Source organism: Paenibacillus pseudetheri (assembly GCF_924513355.1).
Classification (GTDB): Bacteria; Bacillota; Bacilli; order Paenibacillales; family Paenibacillaceae; genus Paenibacillus_AQ; species Paenibacillus_AQ pseudetheri.
Genome location: NZ_CAKMAB010000019.1, coordinates 64,720 through 82,702, shown reverse-complemented (window position 1 = coordinate 82,702; position 17,983 = coordinate 64,720). Strand labels below are relative to the sequence as shown.

Here is a 17,983-nt window from a genome sequence, read left to right as displayed (position 1 = left end):
TTCATTCAAATTACTCTCACTTCATCTACCTGAATGATCTGGTTAAATAAAAATTTTTATACAACCCCTTGACCTTAGGCCTGACCTAAGGTGTATCGTTGAGGTATTCCAAGCGTTAGGAGTGAGTTTTTATGAAGAGTGAAATTACGATTAGTGAATTAGCCAACGTTATGAACGTCTCTGTTCATCAAATTCGTTATTTTGAAGAGAAGGGAGTTCTTGAGCCCGCTTATACAGATAACAATCAATATAGAATGTACGGCATCGATCAAATATATCAGTTATCACATATTCTATTGCTTCGCAAGCTGGGAGTGTCTGTTCAATCCATAAAAGATTGTATGACCTCCTATTCTGCAGATCAATATCGACAGCTTCTTCATCATTCCTTGCGGGAAGTAGATGCGGAGCTGATACGGCTCAAAGAGCTTCAACAGTTCATCAAAAAAGTTTTGCAGGAACAGCAAAACTTTAATTCGCAGTCCAACCACTATCAAATAAAGTGGCGTGACACTACCTATTTTGCACGTTGGATTGAAATGGACTCACACACTAAGCCTAATGCCAAACTGTTGGCTGAACAAGCGAAGCATGTTCCGAATTTGTTCGAATCGGACATTCATTATATATACGATGATTCGAGCATAACTATCTTATGCCTGGAAACTCAAACTCATTGGCCTGGTGACATTTGTTTGCCTGAGGGAAATTACCTTTCGATACAGTCCCTCGTTAATGATGAAGAAGAGCTTGAACAAATGATTGAACAGTTGTACGACTATGCTGCTGCGCAATCATATACCCTAGCGGGACCCCTTTTCCTTATTGAAAGATCCTATTTATCATTATTTAGCAAGAACGAGTTGCATTACGAGTTACAAATCTTGATCGAATCGTCTGCTAATTCCGAAAAGGGAAATCGAACATGACGATAGCGCCAATAACAATCGAACCAATGCAGGCCAAGTACAATCCCCAGGTCAGCCGATTGCTTGTTCACGGGTTTCGCGGAAAATTCCAAACCCTGACGAGCATGAATGATGACGATCTCGCTCTTTTTTTCGAAAAGCTGTTTGAACATTTCCCCACCGAACCGGCAGGTCAAAGAATGGCCGCCTTGCAGGATGGAGAAGTGATCGGTACGATTTCTATCAAATGGAAGCCCGAATATGATATGAAGCAAAAGCAAAAACTTCCTTCGTGGAAAAGCTTCAATAGGTTAGGAAAATGGAACCTGGTTAAAATGTTGATCGGATTATCTTTATTAGATCATAAACCACAGGCTGGAGAATGTTATATTGCTGACATTGTTGTCCATCCGGACCATCGAAGCAAGGGGGTCGGAAAGTTATTATTACAGTGGGCGCAGCAGTTTGTGCAAACGGAGCCACACCTAGATGTGCTGAGCTTACACGTCGTAGGTAGTAACCCACGTGCCAAGCATCTATACGAGCTTCTGACATTCCAGACTCATTTACAAAACAATAGCTTAGTGCGTCATTTGCTATTCAATGAATCGAAGTGGGATTATATGTTGATGAAGTTGAAATAAAGCGAATCTTTCAGAGGAGAAATATGATGAAAAAGAAAATTACCATTTCTATATTGATTATCGTCATGCTATTTGGCGGTGCAGGACTTTATATTTTGAAACAACACAGCTTTGATATGGTTGAGCAAGCTGTTCAAATCCAGACGCCCCAAGGTAAATTGACCGGTACATTTGTACTTCCTAAAAACTATACGGACAAACTGGGATTAGTATTGTTTATTCATGGTGACGGACCCGTTGATGCCTCCCTCGATGAGGGCTATAAGCCGCTATGGGAGCGGTTAGCTTCCGCTGGTTACGCTTCCTTGTCGCTGAACAAGCGTGGCATTAACGGCTCTGAAGGAAATTGGCTGGATCAAAGTATCGATGATCGCGTGGAAGAAGCGCGTCAGGCTATCGCCTGGGCAAAAACACAGCCGATGATTGACGCAACAAAAATAGGAACGTGGGGTGCAAGTCAAGCAGGATGGGTTATTCCAAAACTGGCCGGTAAAGAACCGCTTGCTTTTAGTATACTTGTAGCACCTGCCATTAACTGGTCGAGTCAAGGGGAGTACAACACTCGTATGCAAATGCAACACGATGGTTATGCAGAAGCTGACATTGAACAAACAGTGGCAAAGAACATGGAAGTACGGAAACTTTTAAGGGAAAATGCGTCTTATGTCGAATACTTGCAGCTAGTTGGCAAAAAAGATGCGATGTCAAAAGAGCGTTGGGCTTTTGTCAGCAAAAACTTTTTGTCAGATGCAACCGATGATCTTCGCCTTTTCCGCTCCCCTGTGTTGCTGCTATTAGGTGACAAAGATATAAATGTAGATTCGAAAGAGACGGAGCAAGTATATCGCGGCATCGTACCGCCCGAATTATTGACGGTAACCGTCTTCCATGACACGGAACATAGGATGATAAGTACGAAAACGGCGGATTCAGATTTTCGAGCTTTGATGATAAGTATATTCGCGCCCCGGCAAATTACGGTGCCAGGATATTTGGATGAAATGGAAACGTTTCTTAAAAATCCGCAATCAAAGTAACATACTTAGTGAAGTAGCGTTTTGAACATTACATTTCAATACAGTTCCTAATTTATGAATATAAGGTAATGAGTGGGAAAGTAACTGCTTTTATCGCGGATAGCACTTCATTAGAATAGAGCTAAAATCATGGGATATCAAGCACTGTGATTGGTTTAGGGTTCATCATTGGTCCCGTGCTTGGCGGGTTTATAGACGAATTGGGCATACGTGCCCCATTCTTTTTCGCAGAAGCCTATGCCCTGGCCGCTGCTTTCATTTGCAAGAGCCTATATCTAAAGAACAACTTGCGAAAAACAGAAAATGGAAATCAAAAACAAGCGTTTTCTCAGAGGTAACCAAACCAATTTAACTTTATCAGCCATTTGATTATCAATTACACAGTCTTTAAACATTTTCATTTTAAAAAATAACCGAACTGTATATCAAGTGGAATGAAGACAGGCAATCGACTTTATTTTTTTTCATCTCACCCACCATGCATTCATGAAGTTTCATTAGAAATTGTTCGATTTGCTCCACAAGCTCCCCTTCCTCCTTTGTGACATTCATGGAGTTCGAACAACCACAAAGAAGCCATTCCCTCAAGGGTATGGCTTCTTTATGGTGTAGGTAGGAGTGAACTTCGCGCACATTCAGGACAACGCACTCGCTTCTGTTCGAGCTCTGAAGTTGAGTTGATGTCGAATCTGAATTCGGGCATATTCATCGCTTAGTAATAGCGAGACGGCTTGCTCGCCAATTGCAGTCTGATGATAATCCACACTTGGGAAACCTAATATTTCACTTAAAGGCGTATTCTCCTCGCCAATAATCTCGAAATCTTGCGGGTAACTGTAGCCGTGGGTCTGGGCGGAAGCTATAATTCCTGCAGCGACTTCATCGCCATTTGTAAAAATCGCATCCGGAACGATCGAATTTCGAAACATGAGGTCGCCAACTCTTTTTCCATCTTGATAGTCGAAGCACTGGTCGAAGAACTGATTTTCATACGCTTCGGTGATGGTTTCTTGAAACGCCTGAATACGTAATCGCGTACTAGGACTCGATTGAAAATCTCTTCCTGATGTGAAATGTATACGATTATAGCCTTTGTTCTTCAAATAAGTGAAGACTTCGATATACGCTGCGAATCGATCTGGGAACACAGACGGGACAAGCTCGACGGGGCAAGCCTCGCAGCATACGATTTTTCCCCACTTGGACAAGGCTAAGATCTGCTCATGATGAAGTGTATGCGAAGTGAGTAGGATTCCATCGATCATTTTCTTTTTCAATAAAGTAAGATAGCCACTTTCTATGACGTTCTCATAATACGAAGGGAGCAAGAGAACTTGATAATGCAACTCATGCGCTTTCTTCAGAATGCCGTTAATGAGTTCATCATAACAAGAGTTATTGTTATATGGCACAATGACACCAATGGTATTTGTCTTTCCTTTTATTAGTTTCACCGCGTTGCCATTCACCGAATAATTCAATTCCTTCATAACCGCCCTAACCTTTTCTTGCTTGTCTTTGGCGACATAAGGGTACTCATTGAGAACGCGGGATACGGTTGCAATCGAGACACCTGCCATTCTAGCTACATCTTTGATATTCGCCACAATGATCCCCCTTTTTTCTGCATATTTGGAATCATTGTAACATGCCGATTTCTTTTTTAGAAATATGGTTTTGAATGCTTGACTTGAAATGCATTTCATTCTTTACAATGAAAATATCAGCAGAATGATCCCTATTTCTAGAAGGAGGTTAAGTCATGAGAACCTTTGCGTTCGCTTCGTATTCATTGTATTTTCTAGCAGGACTTGTCATTACAACGATCGGTTCTGTGATGCCGCAATTGCTCGCTCACTATGAGCAATCTTATACGGTTGGCGGGCAGATGGTATTCGTGAGTGCAGTTGGATTTATTGTGGGCGTGCCAATTTCGGCATGGCTTATGAAAGTGTTAATGAAGGAAAAATATGTACTCGCTCTCTCTGCGATCGTCATTGCGATTGCACAGTTCAGTGTATGGTCACTTCCGCCGTTCGGCTGGGTTGTGGCATTAAATTTCTTGAATAGTGTAGGTGCAGCAGCAATCGAGTGCGTTGTTGCGACATTGATGATGGAAATATTCGTGGGCCGTCGAGCTGTGGTGATGAGTTATCTCGAGGTCTCGTTCGGGATCGGTGCGCTCTGTATGCCGCTCATCGCTAGTGTATTGATTGCGAATCAGGTTTGGCAGTATTCCTTCCTCGTGACGGCATGTCTTGGGATCATTATGGCAGTCATATGGTCCTTCATTTCATTTGCCAAGGAGGGAAATGAAGTCGCGGAATCTTTGGATGCCGACACTGCGCCGCCGCCGATGTTCAAGACCAAGCAGATGAAGCGGTACATTCTCTTCGCATTCGTTTTCTTGATTTTCATGTACAGCGGGATTGAGGGGAGTCTGAATCATTTCATGTCCTCCATCTTCCTGAATCATTTAGAAGTTACCCCTTACTACGCCTCGTTGAGTATTGGCTTGTTCTGGACAGCGATGGTGATTGGCAGGGCTGCTACAGGTTGGATTATTCGAAAAATAAATTATGCGAGTTATTTACGCTGGAGTATGTTTGGTACACTCGTGGCGATCGTTATGTTTGCGTTATGGAGGGATACTGTCGTCAGCTTTATCCTGGTCATCATGATGGGGTTGACGATGTCTGGTGTGTATTCGATCACGATGGTGTATGCGAATCATACGTTTCCCGGCATGACGCGTCTCGTGACCAGTCTGGTTACAGCTTTTGCTGGGTTCGGAGCCGCGGTTTTCCCTGCACTGATTGGATATTCGATGGACCATTCAGGCACGGTGTCTGCGCTGTGGTATATCGCTGGCTTTGCGGCGATCTATTTGATTATACTGCTGCTAGGTATCGGCAGATTCTACCATAATCAAGCGGACGTGACTTTAAATTAATGAATAAGGGGAGGATTTGAACATGGATGTACAAATCATTGCCGTAGACATGGATGGCACGTTTCTGAATGACCGCAAGGATTATAATCGAGATCGCTTTCTGGATCAGTATGCGCAGATGAAAAGAAAAGGCATTCGGTTTGTTGTGGCTAGCGGGAATCAATATTATCAGCTGCGGTCGTTTTTTCCTGAAATTGAGCATGAAATTGCTTTTGTTGCGGAGAATGGTGCTTATATTATAGACGGGAAAGAGGAAGTGTTCACAGGTCGAATGTCTAGTGAAACGATTGCGAAGACTCTGGAGTTGCTAAAACACTATCCTTCCGCGAACATTGCATTATGCGGCAAACAAAGTGCTTACATGCGGCATGATGAATCAGATGACTATTATAATTATTCGAAACAATACTACCATCGATTACAGAGAGTAGAGAATTTAACGTCTATTGAGGATCAATTATTTAAATTTGCCCTTCGTTTTCCACTTGAAGATCTGGATCAAGCACTTGTAAACTTGAAGCTTGAGTTAGGGGAGGAAGCTACGGCCGTATCGTGCGGTCATGAGGATGTGGATATTATTGTAAAGGGCATTCACAAGGCGCATGGAATTCAGCTTCTTCAGCAAAGATGGCAGATTGCGAACAATAAGACGGCGGCTTTTGGAGATAGTGGCAATGATGTCGAAATGCTAAGGCATGTACATTATAGCTATGCGATGGAACATGCGAGTGAACTCGTGAAGAAGACGGCGAAATATCAGATTGGTTCGAATAATGCCGAAGCTGTGCTGGATGCGATAGACCTGCTATTATGATAAATAAAAGAAGCTATTCCATGGGATTCGTTGTATAAAGTAAAGATGTCTTCACCCTCCACCAACTCTTCTATAAAGTTTGCAACCGATCCGTATTTTATGAAGCGACAGGGATAGAACGGCAGAAAAAAAGCAGCGGTCCGATGATTAATTATCAACCGCTGCCGAATTAAATGATGGCCCATGCTAACATTGCCCAAGCATTTGAATCATTCCACGTGGTATGCAGCCAAACTGCGGATCACGGGCTTCTCCACGCTGGAAAGGAAACTTACACATAATAGATCGGTTTCGATGATGTCAAACCGGTCTAATTTTTTATGCCCGACCGCACTTCCCCTTGGGCGATATCCTCCATAATTATCACGTGATTCGGGGTTCAACATGTTTGGGTCCTTCTCCGTCCGTCTGGCCAATAGATTGTTCGATTCTGCGGCGGATTTCATCGCCAAGTTCGATGACGCGTGTCACATCAACATCAGGCAGCAGCCCACCCTGCCAAAACGGTTATCGAATTAAAACGTAAAATTTCTTGTTTATTGATGGCAATCTATTTCTCTGTTAGCAGATAATCTTTTTTCTAATGTTTCCGTGTGCAACTTAAACAAATTATTATCATTCCGGGAATTAAACCATATAGATAGCGCACATGTTAGGCGCACATAAAGAAGAAGTCGCGATATGCGCTGCTTCTTCTTTATCACCTTTTATGTCTAGGAGACCTTCCCATGCCATTTGTATGTCATAGCGGACTTACCTGGAATGGTGGTAACGTTAAAGTTTTGGCTTCCCCACTGGATTTTTACATTCTGTGGAGAACTGGTAGTCTTGCTTAAGATACGTGACATTATCCTCAGGTCGAAGCTGTTGTTTAGGGCTATATCCCGTCCTAGACGCAGTTGTGTTCTTAAACATCAATCGTGTGAAGTATGACCAACAACCATGATCACACTTAATAAAATAAGGTCGGAGTAGTGTTCCAGTAGTTATTGAATATGAGGCATCAATTACCTACCGTTCCATAGTCTTTGATGGTTAATTTTACCTCATACTTGATCGGAACTTTACTAAATGTTTGATCCCAATCCTTTTTGACCTTTTCCCATACATAAGGGTACTCAATTCTCAATTTATTTCCGAACCCGGAAACGTCTGCTTTGTATTCCTGTTGTAATTTTTCTAATACATTTTTTACTAAAAGTTCCACCATTTTCTCAGCAGTTTTTTCAGCTCTTTTTAGAAATTCATTTTTAAATGCATCCTCCGAAATAACCCAATTTTCAGCAATTCTTCCTTCAGACTCGATTTTTATATTAAATGAGATGCTGTCTCCATCAACATAAGGTATAATTTTACTTTTCATTTTCAATACTTCGTATATAATTGGCTGACCTGTCTCTTCATCAAAGCTTTCTACTAAGCCGCCTTTCCCCTTTCCGGTTATCCAGGTTAAGCCCTGTAATTCCTGTTCATTCAAAAAACCACGCAATTTTTTTGTCTTTCCTTCAATCACGGCAGCTCCTGAAAATTTATTTTTCCCATTCGCCGAGATCACATTTTGCAAAAGAAAACTGGATCCTGAATGCAACTTTCCCTCTAATTTGGCCAGTATCATAGGAGGTAAAATCTTTGTGGTTCTTTTGTGACCTTGTATAATCTCAACGAGTTGATATGCTGGAATGTCTTTTGGTTCCTTCGATTCTAATGTTATACTTGCACGGTTTTTAGCGATTAGAATGTAGCCACTTGGTCTTATCTCCATTTCCCTAAGAAAAAAATCCAAAATCTGTTGCAGATTCAAAGTACGTGCAAGATCCTCTCCAATGACAATCACTTTTGAATGTTCAGCAAAAGCACGTTTGTCGATTCTCAATATCATATTACGTAAAGTGGTAAGGATGGCATCGCCCGTTTCTGAAACGTTTTTGTAAGCCTTTTGTTGTGATGCACCTCCTTTTGTTACAGTTCCAGTTGTCTCTGAGGTGACAAATTGATTAGTTATAATAAACAGATCTCTATTAGAATACTTGTCTTCTTGTTCCAGCTCTCCCCCAACACCCCCTCCTTTTTCTAAATCCATCGCAGTACCTGCAACTAGGCCCAAGCTTTCAATTTCTTTACTGCTCCAGCATCCTGAAAGAGGCAGGAGTATAAGAAATATCAGCGGAACCAAAAATAACCGCACACTATGATGACTTAGTTTCATGCTTTTCACCCTTCAATCTCGAAATTGAAAGTAAGATTAGTGGCAGGACGCCAAATAAAAATATGGCGACGTTACCAATTCTATCGCCAAGTTTAAATAGATCATTGATATTTTTCGGAAACATAGCAATGATGTAAATAATCGGTATCAAGCCATATATAAATGGTTTGATGTTCTTTTTGAAGAGTTGAGCTAGCCCTAACGCAGCCGCGTAGTAGGTGATGGTAAATGTTGCGAATATTTGCATAATCCAAATCACAAGCAACAAAGACTCAAATCGTTCGAAAATTAAACCGGTGATTTCAAAACTTCGCATAAGATCAAGTGTAGGCCATGTCCTTGTGACCACTCCGTCCACAGATAAGGCTCCTATTACCATTACAACGGTTAAAACGTAAAAGATCAAAGGGATGGATATCCCAACTAGAACGACTTTTACGGCTTTGTCAGGCTGTTTCAAAAACGCTACAAGGAGCAACATAATTTCAGGACCTAAAAATGCGAGTGAGGCTGTCTTAATCCCTTTTAACACGGGTAGCATTCCCAAACCTAAAACCGGGCGAAGATTATCTATCTCAAATATTCCTAAGCTCATAAAGGTAACCAGCAAAAAAATGATGATCGTAATAGGGAATATTATTTCAAACATACGGGCGATCGGGTTTATCCCCCCTATGATCAGATAGAAGCCTACCCACAAAAACGGCAGGATGATACCCCAGGTGGGAGTACCTTCCAGCAAAAAAAAACCTGTTACTTCTGCCATTGTTCTGACTTCAAATGCTGAAATTGTAAAAAAGTAACCAATAATAACTAAACTAAGGACCCCGCCCACCCATTTACCCACAATTTCTTGGCAGTATTGATAAAAAGTTTTTCCCGGAAATTGCTGGCTTAATTTCACGATGATTACACCTGCGATCATTGCGATCAGCCCTCCTAAAAAAACGCTAATCCAAACATCTGGCGTTTTCACCTTTTCCACTGATACTCGGGGCAGGGTGAGAATCCCCGCTGCAAGAATATAGTTGACGAGGATAACAACTGCTTGTGAAGTTGTAATTCGATCTTTTGAACTGATTATCATGGTTGGTTATTTCCTTTCATAGCGACTATCCTTTGCGAATGGAATCTTTCGTATACATTATCATGGACGGCGTTTCTTCATCATAAGTGGTATACGAACCATAAAGTTTTTCCAATCACTTACTCGATAAGGAACGATCGGACCGATATAAGACACACCAAAACTCTTCAACTTCACCAAATGACTGCAAACGAAAAGGAAAAACAGAACAACCCCGTATAATCCATATATAGCAGCGAAAAACATGGCTACAAAACGAAGCATACGTAAAGTAATCCCTGCACTATATTGAGGGATGGCAAAGGAAGAAATGGCAGTTAATGCCATTACAATCACCATAAATGGGCTGACAATCCCTGCTTGTACGGCAGCTTCCCCAATGACCAGCCCGCCGACAATCCCAATTGTCGGGCCAATAGGCTTAGGTGAGCGAAGCCCTGCTTCCCGAAAAATTTCGATGGCTACTTCCATTATCAGTGCTTCTATTATTGCGGGAAACGGAACTCCTTCCCTCGTTCCCATGATAGATAAGGCTAGTTTGGTTGGGATTAATCCTTGGTGAAACGATACAAATGAAATGTACAAGGAAGGTCCAAAAAGAGAAATAAAAGCGGCAAAATAACGTAATAGGCGGAGGAGAGAAGTAGGTAACCAACGCTCATAATAGTCTTCTGGTGAATGCAACAGCATACTAAATGTAACCGGAACGATCAAGGCAAATGGCGTCCCATCTAACAAGATCGCCACTCGTCCTTCCGTCAAGGCACTATAAACTCGGTCGGGACGCTCCGTACTCTGTACTTGTGTAAAAGGACTGAGGTAATTATCTTCGATGAGTTGTTCTACATAGCCTGATTCCGGTACATCATCAATATTTATTTTTTTGATTCTGTCCTTAACCTCTTCGACTAAATTAGGGTCAGCAATGTCTTGGATATAGGCGATGACCAGTTCTTTTTTTGTACGCAGTCCAACTTGAAAATTGATGATTGATAAGTCACGATTATCACCATGCTGTCGCAAAAGGGCAGTATTATCGCTTAAAGTTTCTGTGAATCCTATCCGTGGACCTCTAACCAATACCTCCGAAACTGGTTCTTCAATATTTCGTGATTTCCCTTTGGTTGTACCGAGAATTAGCACATTCGGCACTCCATCAACTAACAATGCTGTCGATCCTGTTAATACTTTGGACACCAAATCATTTAAGTCATGTACTTCTGTTAATTCACTAATGGAAAGGATTTGATTTTTAATAAACTCTTTTGAAATGTCCCCTTTCACAAAAGGTGACTCCTGGTTGTATTTTTCAGAAAAACTTACCATAAGTGATTTCATAATGTGTTTCTCGATGAGCTCTTTATCAGATAACCCGTCAACAAAAATGACTGCTGCGCAAACGCCTGTTCCTCCTATGTGAAACTCTCTAAAGTTTACATCCGAGTTATGACCGATTTTTTTCCTCACAAGTTCAAGATCTAAGGTGAAATCACTTATAAAATGCTCTGATATTTCTTGAGAAGACTTCGATCCTTTCTTTTTTTGATTATCAAAATCAAGTTTTTGTTTCATCTTTTATTTCCACCATTTCATTTTCATTAATCCTCTTTGAAGTACTAATCCAATTAAAAAATCTTGAAATAATATACGGAATGAAAAATGCGATAAAACCCTGCATAAAAACTTTCCATTCCGGAAGGTATGAAACTAAAACTTTCCACATTTTAATCACCCTGTTAGGCCAACATTAGGTAGTCTCCTATTGAATGTTCATATACAAAAACCATATTGAAGTTTGTAAAACATCGGATATAAACTCCTTCTATAACCCATTATTATCTGAGTAACAGCAGTTTAAACATAAAACGTCTCATTGCAGGTCGTGCAGATTATTTTCAAGAACTAGGATTAGCCTTTTTGGATTAAACTTAAATATTTAACAAAAGGAGAGGAGATAAGATGAATGTTTATGTACACTTTCAAGTACCATATTATCCTTGATAAAAGAAACGGTATCTGACTTTTGCAATCGAGGCAAAAATTTACATGTTTAATTTCATATTGATTTAACCAATCTAATCTAAGATTTAAAAATACAAAGGAGGTAATAAAATGACATACCAATCCACGCAACAAATTAAAAACTCTATTCAACAGCTAATTCATCAAACGGAGCAGGCAAGTCAGAATTACCAACGGTTGCTTCAACAAGAACAGCAAAATGCTCATCAGTTAGATCAATTAGCTCAACGTGAAAGACAAGCTGCTAATACGATTCAATCGGCACTACAAGGACATCAGGTTGCTATTCAGCAATTACAATCAATGATTCAAGTGTGTAACCAAATCGAGAGTAACTCCAATAATTTCATGAGTAATAACAACGCACATATCGGATATAACCAAAACTATGCAAATCAAGCAAGTACGGGTTTAGGTTTCACCAACCAATGATCGTTAAACAAAAAGAAGCTCTGTTGTTTCAGAGCTTCTTTTTGTTTTGGCTTAAATCGATAAAGCTCGATGGGCATTTTGTGAAATTTGATTAAAGTCTAATACTTTATTTTCACCGAACAATTGGAAGTATAGCTAACTCTTTTACAAGGTAGAGATACGGTTCTGGACCTTGTTTGTTCCCCATCTTGAATTCTCCCAAGAGGTGTCCCTGGTGAAATACGGAAACCGGTTTTTTCTGCTCCAATCTCTTCGACGATGGCAGGATGTGACATACGACCGGCATGCATTAATTGGATGCACATAATTCCACCTGCTTCATGTACCGCATCCGTAACCTTTTTCCACCCTTTTATATACTGTTCGGTATAAGTCCCAGGTGACCATAGGTATCCTTGACCATCATCAGAAGGCTATACGCCTTCCGTTTCCCTTTTTTTTGCAATATCTGCTGGGACTCTCTTTAAAATTGGATAATGACTTTTCCTTTGGGATGTCCTGTGGCTACGAGGTTCAGAGCTTTGTTAATATCTTCAATATGGTACTCTGTGGGATCCACCGCTGGAACAATCCCGTTTTCTTCAATAATTTTTGTAATTCTTTTTAATTGTTCTCCATCACTGCGAACAAAAATGAAATGATACTGAAATTGCCTCGGCGAATCGTTTGTTAGGACCGGTTCGCAAAGAAAGAAGGCGACCACCTGTTTTATAATGGAAAGTTCATGATCAAATTCGCTTGGTCCCAAGGTATCAATCACGTAATGCTTGTGGATTACCACTGACGATTGTAAAGAAATCATCCAATTAACCATTCACATAGTGGATGATCCCCCAAGCATTCGCTGAGCACTTCACGGTTGATTCTAGCAATCTTTTTCCATGACCGGGTATTTTTATAAGGGATAATATTACGAATGTTTCTCAGCATTTTTACTGATTAGATAAATATAATATCGGCACAGGGACCAAGTTCTTGGCCAGAGAAAAGGACAAGAGCTTGGTCCCTTAAAACAGCAAACCCGCGCGTGGCGGCTCTAATGGGACTATGTTCTTATCCACCGACACGATCCAATAACTGGTACTCCCCCGTCCCCATCCCTGTTATTCTCATGCCCACATAAGGAACCTGGCCACATACTTATCAGCGTAAATTTACTTTCATAGCACCCTAGGTGGTGTAAGATTTCATATTACGAATAGCATTCTTCATGTTCCTAGAACAAATGAACACAAATCCCTTAACCCATATGGTTAAAGGATTTATGTTCGAGTGACTTACGTAAATTATTTAAACAACCGTTAACCCAGGCAAAAAAATTATCCGTGCTGGTTCCAGTACGTTCAGCTGTTGTATGCGACTGTACCCAGACCGTTGCAAAATCAACACTATTAACATTTTCAATCGGTTACGAAATCTTCTATGCTTTGTTATTTTTGTTTTATTTGTATTCGCATCATAAGTAATCCATACCCCATCTGAATTAAGTGAGTCGATAGAATCCTGAACGGTTTTGTAGGTCACAGCTTCACCTCCGGAACTTTGGCCTAGACCTCCTGGACCTCCTAGACTTTCTGGTCCTCCTGAGCTATTTCTTGCTTTCCCTCTTCATAAATCGGTTTAAGCCAATCCTTATCCACAGGGGCAAATTCATTTCCTTATCTTCTCAAAATGATGAAACCTAAACTTAGGCATCTCGTTTACAGTAAAATACAATAGCTACTGTAATAAAGACCAGTGTCCATAACATTGAAATACCTGTCCCTTGCATTGGTGTAAGAACATTTATTTCATCGGAAGAAGACGGCATATACATATAAGATCCTGCCGTACCCGGAAAATAATTTAAATAATTTTTAATACCAGGTAGAAAAACTCTCGTCAATGGACTGACAATGAAATAATAACCAAACAGTACCACTAAAGCAGGAGTGGTTCGTCTTAATAAAGCACCTATAGCTGCACTGAGAAGTGTGGTTAATGTTAGATAGCCTGTTGCACCTACTAATGTTGTTATCATTGTGTCTATTTCAATCACTACTGCTGTGTCTTTCATCATGATAAAGGTATATAGTACACCTGATGCAGCAATAATAAACGCCACAGGAACGGTGATAATCACCAATGCCAAATGCTTCGTAGATAATTGAAACCCACGCCAAGGTATCGTAGTTAAAGTAGTTCGAATCTGTCCACCTGTATACTCCGAACAAGTAGCTATTATACCAAGAATGATGAACCCTGCTTGAAGATATCCCATAGAAGCAAGTCCTATATTCAGTATATTTTGCGTTCCTGATGCACCTTGTAGACCAGCAGAAGTAAAAGCTGCAGCTAAAACTAAATTTAGAATGAATGTACCCATAAGAGTGAGACCTATCAAGGGTAATGTAACTAATTTATCCAGTTCAGCACCAAGGATTTGTGTTATCTTCCTACTAGATGAGACACTCATGATGCAACGTCTCTCCTATGGAATACAATAGCTGCAGCAATGAAAATAACGACTACCCAGACAAACATGACTAAACCACCTGTGAACGGGGTGTGATATCTGTCGAATAAACTGCCAGTGAACGTATCACTTGTAAACATAAACATTTCTGCACCAGCCCTATCCGGTAAGTAAAATGCCAACTTTGTAACCCTATAAAGCAGGACACTAAAGGATACAACGGATGAATTTATCATGAGTACAGCAAGCGGGATGATGCCATTTTTGGTTAGCAAAGTAATCCCAAGTGCTAAAAGAGCAGTAAATGTCCAGTAACAAACTGCACCGATAAGTCTAGACCATTCAAATGTAGGGGCATATTCACCAAGAATAAGATGCGTTGCTGACACTGTTGTCGTAATAGCAATAATACAAAGCATTATGCTGATCACTGTCACAGCGCCTGCTTTTGCCAGCAAAAAATGAAATCGGGATGAAACAACAGTTAAACTTGTTGTAATCTGTTGTCCCCCACCAGATTCACTGCTCTCTGTCAAATACTCACTGCTGACAGCAAGCACACCAAGAATAATGACACCTTGCACACCAAGAACTAATCCAATATAGCCAACTTCCGATAGCCGAGTGCCAACTCCAGCTATAATCTCCTCTTTTTGTGCTATGCTGTCCAAGGCAGCAATGACCGCTGGGGCAATTGCTCCAAGAAGAAAGGCAAGCCAAATGCCCGGCAGGGAGAACATTTTGGATAGTTCCGCGTTGAATGCTCTCATACAACATCACCTGCATTTTCAGATGTCAGGGCAAAAAAGGCTTCCTCTAGCGTGGAATGGTTAGCTATAACTTCTTCTAATGTTCCATCTGCAACGATTGTTCCATGCTTAATAATCACCACATCATCAACCGTCTCTGCAAGCTCTCCCATAAGATGACTGGATAGTAACACCGTGTTTCCAGACTGGGCACGCTCACGTAAAAATGTCCGAATCCACCGAATTCCTTCCGGGTCGAGCCCGTTTACGGGTTCATCTAAAATCAATATTTTTGGATCACCAAGTAGTGCGGCTGCTATGCCAAGTCTTCTCCCCATACCAAGGGAATACTTCCCAACTCTTTTACCAGCGGCATTAGTAAGACCTACGATTTCTAAAACTTCCTCGACACGTGAGTTAGACAATCCTGCGGCACGAGCAATCCAACGCAAATGTGCCCGTCCTGTTCGCATACGATGAGCTCCAAATCCATCAAGTGCGGCACCTACTGTTGTTAGAGGATTATGTAATTCTGTGAATGGCTTTCCATTAATTAGTGCACTCCCGGAGGTGGCACGATCTAATCCAAGTAGGATGCGAAGTGTAGAACTTTTACCTGCCCCATTTGGACCTAAAAAACCAGTTACTCTACCTGGTCTAGCTTTAAAACTGATACCTGATAAGATTTCTTGATTTCCGCGATGTTTGACTAAGTTATTAATTGTAAGCAACCATAACACTTCCTTTCTGTTATGGTTCTAATTTTAAAGAAGCAAAGTTACATCTCGGTTATCATGCTGTTTACTTCTGGGTTAACTTTAGTTTAAGCTCTACCAATAGCTACTCTTGTGCCATTATCATTTGATGTAAAGTCAGCTTTCAGCTTCATTTTTTTCAACATATAATTTGAAGTCGATAATCCAATCCCCGCTCCACGCTCATAGGAAGAGTTATCCATACCTGGACCTCTGTCTGCAACAATGATTTGTTCTTTTTCTACATCAACCACAATATTTACATATTTCCCCTCTGCTGCATGACGAAGAATATTCTGAAATAAATTATCTAGAACCCGTGTCATCCATTTAGGATCTGCTTCCCAATAAAGAGTCTCCTCTGTAGGTAAATCAACATCAATCTGAATTTCCTTTTCTTCAAATACAGGATACCACGCAGCAACAGATGCTCTTACTAAACGTCCAATATCTGTTGAAGTGGGCCTGAAAGGATGTTTCCCTGATGTAAGCAATGTATAGGAAAGTAAATCATCCATTAGATCTCCGACTCTTGTAATCGTATGATTCATCTCTGATAATGAGTTTTGTCCTTCTAGACTCATTGATTCTTTATTTAATCGGGTGACATGTACTCTCAAAATGGTAAGAGGCGTTCGTAAGTCGTGAGATAAATTCGCTATGAGTCGATGTCGTAACAATTCCTCTTCATATTCTCGCTTGCGACTGTTTTCAAGCTGCTGAATCATCCAATTAAAAGAACTTCCTAACTGGTCTATTTCATCCATACGATCACTTTGAACAGAAATTGGTCTAGGAAATGAATTATGATTAGCTGAAAATGACATGACTTCCTGTAAGCGGGTGAGCCGTTTACGAAGTCTCAAGAAGAAAATCCAAGATATTACAACAAATGCGACAATAATAAAACCAAACAAAAGTAGTACAAAGTAAAATAGATTTAACGCATTCAGCTCTTCTCCATTAATAGGAGACTCAATGAACGCAGATAAGAAAATAAGTACAATTGGAGGCAAAAAGATAAATAGAAAATGTCCTTTTAGAAAATGACGAAATAATGATTTAGTCTGTTTCATAGTTTCACCCGATAGCCTATTCCCTTCAAAGTTTCTATAATCTCTGGGGAGTCTGGATGACGTTCCAACTTTTGACGCAGTCGATGGATATGTACCATTAATGTTTTATCACCTGTTATAAAGGCTTCTTCCCAAATGGCTTCATAGATTTGTTCTTTTGGTAAAACTTGATTAGGGTGGCGTAAGAAATACTTTAAAATTTGATGTTGTTTCCCTGTCAATATAATTTCTTCTCCTGTGCGTTTGTCAAATACCATTTGGACTTCTGAATCTACTTCAATATAATTCCCTAATGAAATACGTTCGGAATGTGTTCCGCCACTTCGACGGATTAGTACTTCTAATCTTGCAACTAATTCATCCGTATGGAATGGTTTCGTTAAATAGTCATCAGCAAATTGTAAACCTTCTACCTTATCATCTATCGATGTTCGAGCTGTTAACAGCAAAATAGGAACAGCAGGAGCTGCCTTTTTTAATCGTTTTCCCACAGTAAATCCGTCCAAACCGGGTAACATGATATCCAAAATAACGATTTCATGCTGATTTACTTCTTTTTCAGCTCCTTCACCAGAAAGCAGCCACTGAACTGAAAATCCTCGCTGTTCCAATTCTTCTTTTAGAAAGCTGCCTATTTTCTCATTATCTTCAATGTATAATACGTTTCTTTTCAATTAACATCCCTCGCTCTAAATTGAGTTCACTATTAGACAGATTAACACAATCTAAAGAATCGTTTCCAGTTAATACAATTTTATCTTTCGTTAATAGAGTTTCATAAAAAAAGAGACCCGTCTAACTGATAGGTTCTCGCTACCTTTCCCCTATAAATTGTTATCTATATC

General features: G+C 40.4%; 17 protein-coding genes and 1 pseudogene. 6 read left to right on the top strand and 12 right to left on the bottom strand.

The genetic code is table 11. From position 1 onward, the window contains the following. Nucleotides 1–131 precede the first annotated feature (131 nt). The 3 genes from L1028_RS17760 to L1028_RS17750 are packed head-to-tail and all read left to right on the top strand — an operon-like array spanning nt 132 to nt 2,589. Nucleotides 132–929 (top strand): helix-turn-helix domain-containing protein, encoded by a 798-nt coding sequence (locus tag L1028_RS17760; RefSeq protein WP_234536178.1) that lies wholly within the window; start codon nt 132–134, stop codon nt 927–929. Beyond that, a complete protein-coding gene (locus L1028_RS17755) occupies nt 926–1,552 on the top strand; it encodes a GNAT family N-acetyltransferase (protein ID WP_234536175.1) in 627 nt (208 codons plus the stop codon). Before L1028_RS17760 ends, L1028_RS17755 begins: the two co-directional genes overlap by 4 nt. A 26-nt stretch (nt 1,553–1,578) precedes the next feature. Next, nucleotides 1,579–2,589, top strand: a complete 1,011-nt coding sequence (locus L1028_RS17750) for an alpha/beta hydrolase family protein (protein ID WP_234536231.1) — start codon at nt 1,579–1,581, stop codon at nt 2,587–2,589. A 635-nt stretch (nt 2,590–3,224) separates the two neighbouring features. On the opposite strand, the gene L1028_RS17745 is transcribed toward L1028_RS17750, so the two are convergent. Then, nucleotides 3,225–4,196: a LacI family DNA-binding transcriptional regulator gene (locus L1028_RS17745; protein WP_234536156.1), complete on the bottom strand. Its 972-nt coding sequence runs from the start codon at nt 4,194–4,196 to the stop codon at nt 3,225–3,227. Nucleotides 4,197–4,351: 155 nt separating this feature from the next. Here L1028_RS17745 and L1028_RS17740 point away from each other — a divergent pair, with 155 nt between their 5' ends. Together L1028_RS17740 and L1028_RS17735 are read left to right on the top strand one after the other, a co-directional pair. Beyond that, nucleotides 4,352–5,542 (top strand): MFS transporter, encoded by a 1,191-nt coding sequence (locus tag L1028_RS17740; protein ID WP_234536153.1) that lies wholly within the window; start codon nt 4,352–4,354, stop codon nt 5,540–5,542. A 22-nt stretch (nt 5,543–5,564) separates the two neighbouring features. Then, complete coding sequence (locus tag L1028_RS17735) at nt 5,565–6,356, top strand: Cof-type HAD-IIB family hydrolase (protein WP_234536150.1); 792 nt, start codon at nt 5,565–5,567, stop codon at nt 6,354–6,356. Nucleotides 6,357–7,359: 1,003 nt separating this feature from the next. Here the strand turns inward: L1028_RS17735 and L1028_RS17730 are convergent. The 3 genes and pseudogenes from L1028_RS17730 to L1028_RS17720 form a co-directional block, all read right to left on the bottom strand. Continuing rightward, nucleotides 7,360–8,562 carry a Ger(x)C family spore germination protein gene (locus L1028_RS17730; RefSeq protein WP_234536147.1) on the bottom strand — a complete coding sequence of 401 codons (1,203 nt, stop codon included), beginning with the start codon at nt 8,560–8,562 and terminating at the stop codon, nt 7,360–7,362. Next, the gene (locus L1028_RS17725) at nt 8,543–9,649 is read right to left on the bottom strand and encodes a spore germination protein (RefSeq protein ID WP_234536144.1); all 1,107 of its coding nucleotides are present in this window, start codon (nt 9,647–9,649) and stop codon (nt 8,543–8,545) included. Before L1028_RS17725 ends, L1028_RS17730 begins: the two co-directional genes overlap by 20 nt. 25 nt (nt 9,650–9,674) lie before the next feature. Next, nucleotides 9,675–11,221, bottom strand: a pseudogene (locus L1028_RS17720) (spore germination protein). A gap of 540 nt (nt 11,222–11,761) precedes the next feature. On the opposite strand from L1028_RS17720, the gene L1028_RS17715 reads away from it, so the two are divergent. Next, entirely contained in the window at nt 11,762–12,103 is a 342-nt protein-coding gene (locus L1028_RS17715) for a hypothetical protein (RefSeq protein WP_234536141.1), read from the top strand. A gap of 98 nt (nt 12,104–12,201) precedes the next feature. Here L1028_RS17715 and L1028_RS17710 read toward each other — a convergent pair whose 3' ends face one another. The 8 genes from L1028_RS17710 to L1028_RS17675 all read right to left on the bottom strand — a co-directional run bounded on the left by L1028_RS17710 (nt 12,202) and on the right by L1028_RS17675 (nt 17,812). After that, the gene (locus L1028_RS17710) at nt 12,202–12,459 is read right to left on the bottom strand and encodes a hypothetical protein (protein WP_341482561.1); all 258 of its coding nucleotides are present in this window, start codon (nt 12,457–12,459) and stop codon (nt 12,202–12,204) included. A 107-nt stretch (nt 12,460–12,566) separates the two neighbouring features. After that, nucleotides 12,567–12,863 carry a zinc-binding dehydrogenase gene (locus L1028_RS17705; protein ID WP_234536138.1) on the bottom strand — a complete coding sequence of 99 codons (297 nt, stop codon included), beginning with the start codon at nt 12,861–12,863 and terminating at the stop codon, nt 12,567–12,569. A gap of 530 nt (nt 12,864–13,393) precedes the next feature. Next, nucleotides 13,394–13,627: a hypothetical protein gene (locus L1028_RS17700; protein ID WP_234536135.1), complete on the bottom strand. Its 234-nt coding sequence runs from the start codon at nt 13,625–13,627 to the stop codon at nt 13,394–13,396. Between the two features lie 163 nt (nt 13,628–13,790). Further along, complete coding sequence (locus L1028_RS17695; protein ID WP_234536132.1) at nt 13,791–14,558, bottom strand: ABC transporter permease; 768 nt, start codon at nt 14,556–14,558, stop codon at nt 13,791–13,793. Continuing rightward, nucleotides 14,555–15,328: an ABC transporter permease gene (locus L1028_RS17690; RefSeq protein WP_234536129.1), complete on the bottom strand. Its 774-nt coding sequence runs from the start codon at nt 15,326–15,328 to the stop codon at nt 14,555–14,557. Before L1028_RS17690 ends, L1028_RS17695 begins: the two co-directional genes overlap by 4 nt. Further along, nucleotides 15,325–16,047, bottom strand: a complete 723-nt coding sequence (locus tag L1028_RS17685; protein WP_480248028.1) for an ABC transporter ATP-binding protein — start codon at nt 16,045–16,047, stop codon at nt 15,325–15,327. Before L1028_RS17685 ends, L1028_RS17690 begins: the two co-directional genes overlap by 4 nt. Before the next feature lie 83 nt (nt 16,048–16,130). After that, complete coding sequence (locus L1028_RS17680; protein ID WP_234536108.1) at nt 16,131–17,138, bottom strand: sensor histidine kinase; 1,008 nt, start codon at nt 17,136–17,138, stop codon at nt 16,131–16,133. Further along, a complete protein-coding gene (locus tag L1028_RS17675) occupies nt 17,135–17,812 on the bottom strand; it encodes a response regulator transcription factor (protein WP_234536106.1) in 678 nt (225 codons plus the stop codon). Before L1028_RS17675 ends, L1028_RS17680 begins: the two co-directional genes overlap by 4 nt. Nucleotides 17,813–17,983: the final 171 nt, after the last annotated feature.

What these genes read in the sequence shown, in the direction of transcription:
- L1028_RS17695 (WP_234536132.1), bottom strand. Translation starts at nt 14,558, where the DNA reads ATGAGTGTCTCATCTAGTAGGAAGATAACACAAATCCTTGGTGCTGAA.
- L1028_RS17680 (WP_234536108.1), bottom strand. Translation starts at nt 17,138, where the DNA reads ATGAAACAGACTAAATCATTATTTCGTCATTTTCTAAAAGGACATTTT.
- L1028_RS17690 (WP_234536129.1), bottom strand. Translation starts at nt 15,328, where the DNA reads ATGAGAGCATTCAACGCGGAACTATCCAAAATGTTCTCCCTGCCGGGC.
- L1028_RS17735 (WP_234536150.1), top strand. Translation starts at nt 5,565, where the DNA reads ATGGATGTACAAATCATTGCCGTAGACATGGATGGCACGTTTCTGAAT.
- L1028_RS17715 (WP_234536141.1), top strand. Translation starts at nt 11,762, where the DNA reads ATGACATACCAATCCACGCAACAAATTAAAAACTCTATTCAACAGCTA.
- L1028_RS17725 (WP_234536144.1), bottom strand. Translation starts at nt 9,649, where the DNA reads ATGATAATCAGTTCAAAAGATCGAATTACAACTTCACAAGCAGTTGTT.
- L1028_RS17750 (WP_234536231.1), top strand. Translation starts at nt 1,579, where the DNA reads ATGAAAAAGAAAATTACCATTTCTATATTGATTATCGTCATGCTATTT.
- L1028_RS17755 (WP_234536175.1), top strand. Translation starts at nt 926, where the DNA reads ATGACGATAGCGCCAATAACAATCGAACCAATGCAGGCCAAGTACAAT.
- L1028_RS17760 (WP_234536178.1), top strand. Translation starts at nt 132, where the DNA reads ATGAAGAGTGAAATTACGATTAGTGAATTAGCCAACGTTATGAACGTC.
- L1028_RS17740 (WP_234536153.1), top strand. Translation starts at nt 4,352, where the DNA reads ATGAGAACCTTTGCGTTCGCTTCGTATTCATTGTATTTTCTAGCAGGA.
- L1028_RS17730 (WP_234536147.1), bottom strand. Translation starts at nt 8,562, where the DNA reads ATGAAACTAAGTCATCATAGTGTGCGGTTATTTTTGGTTCCGCTGATA.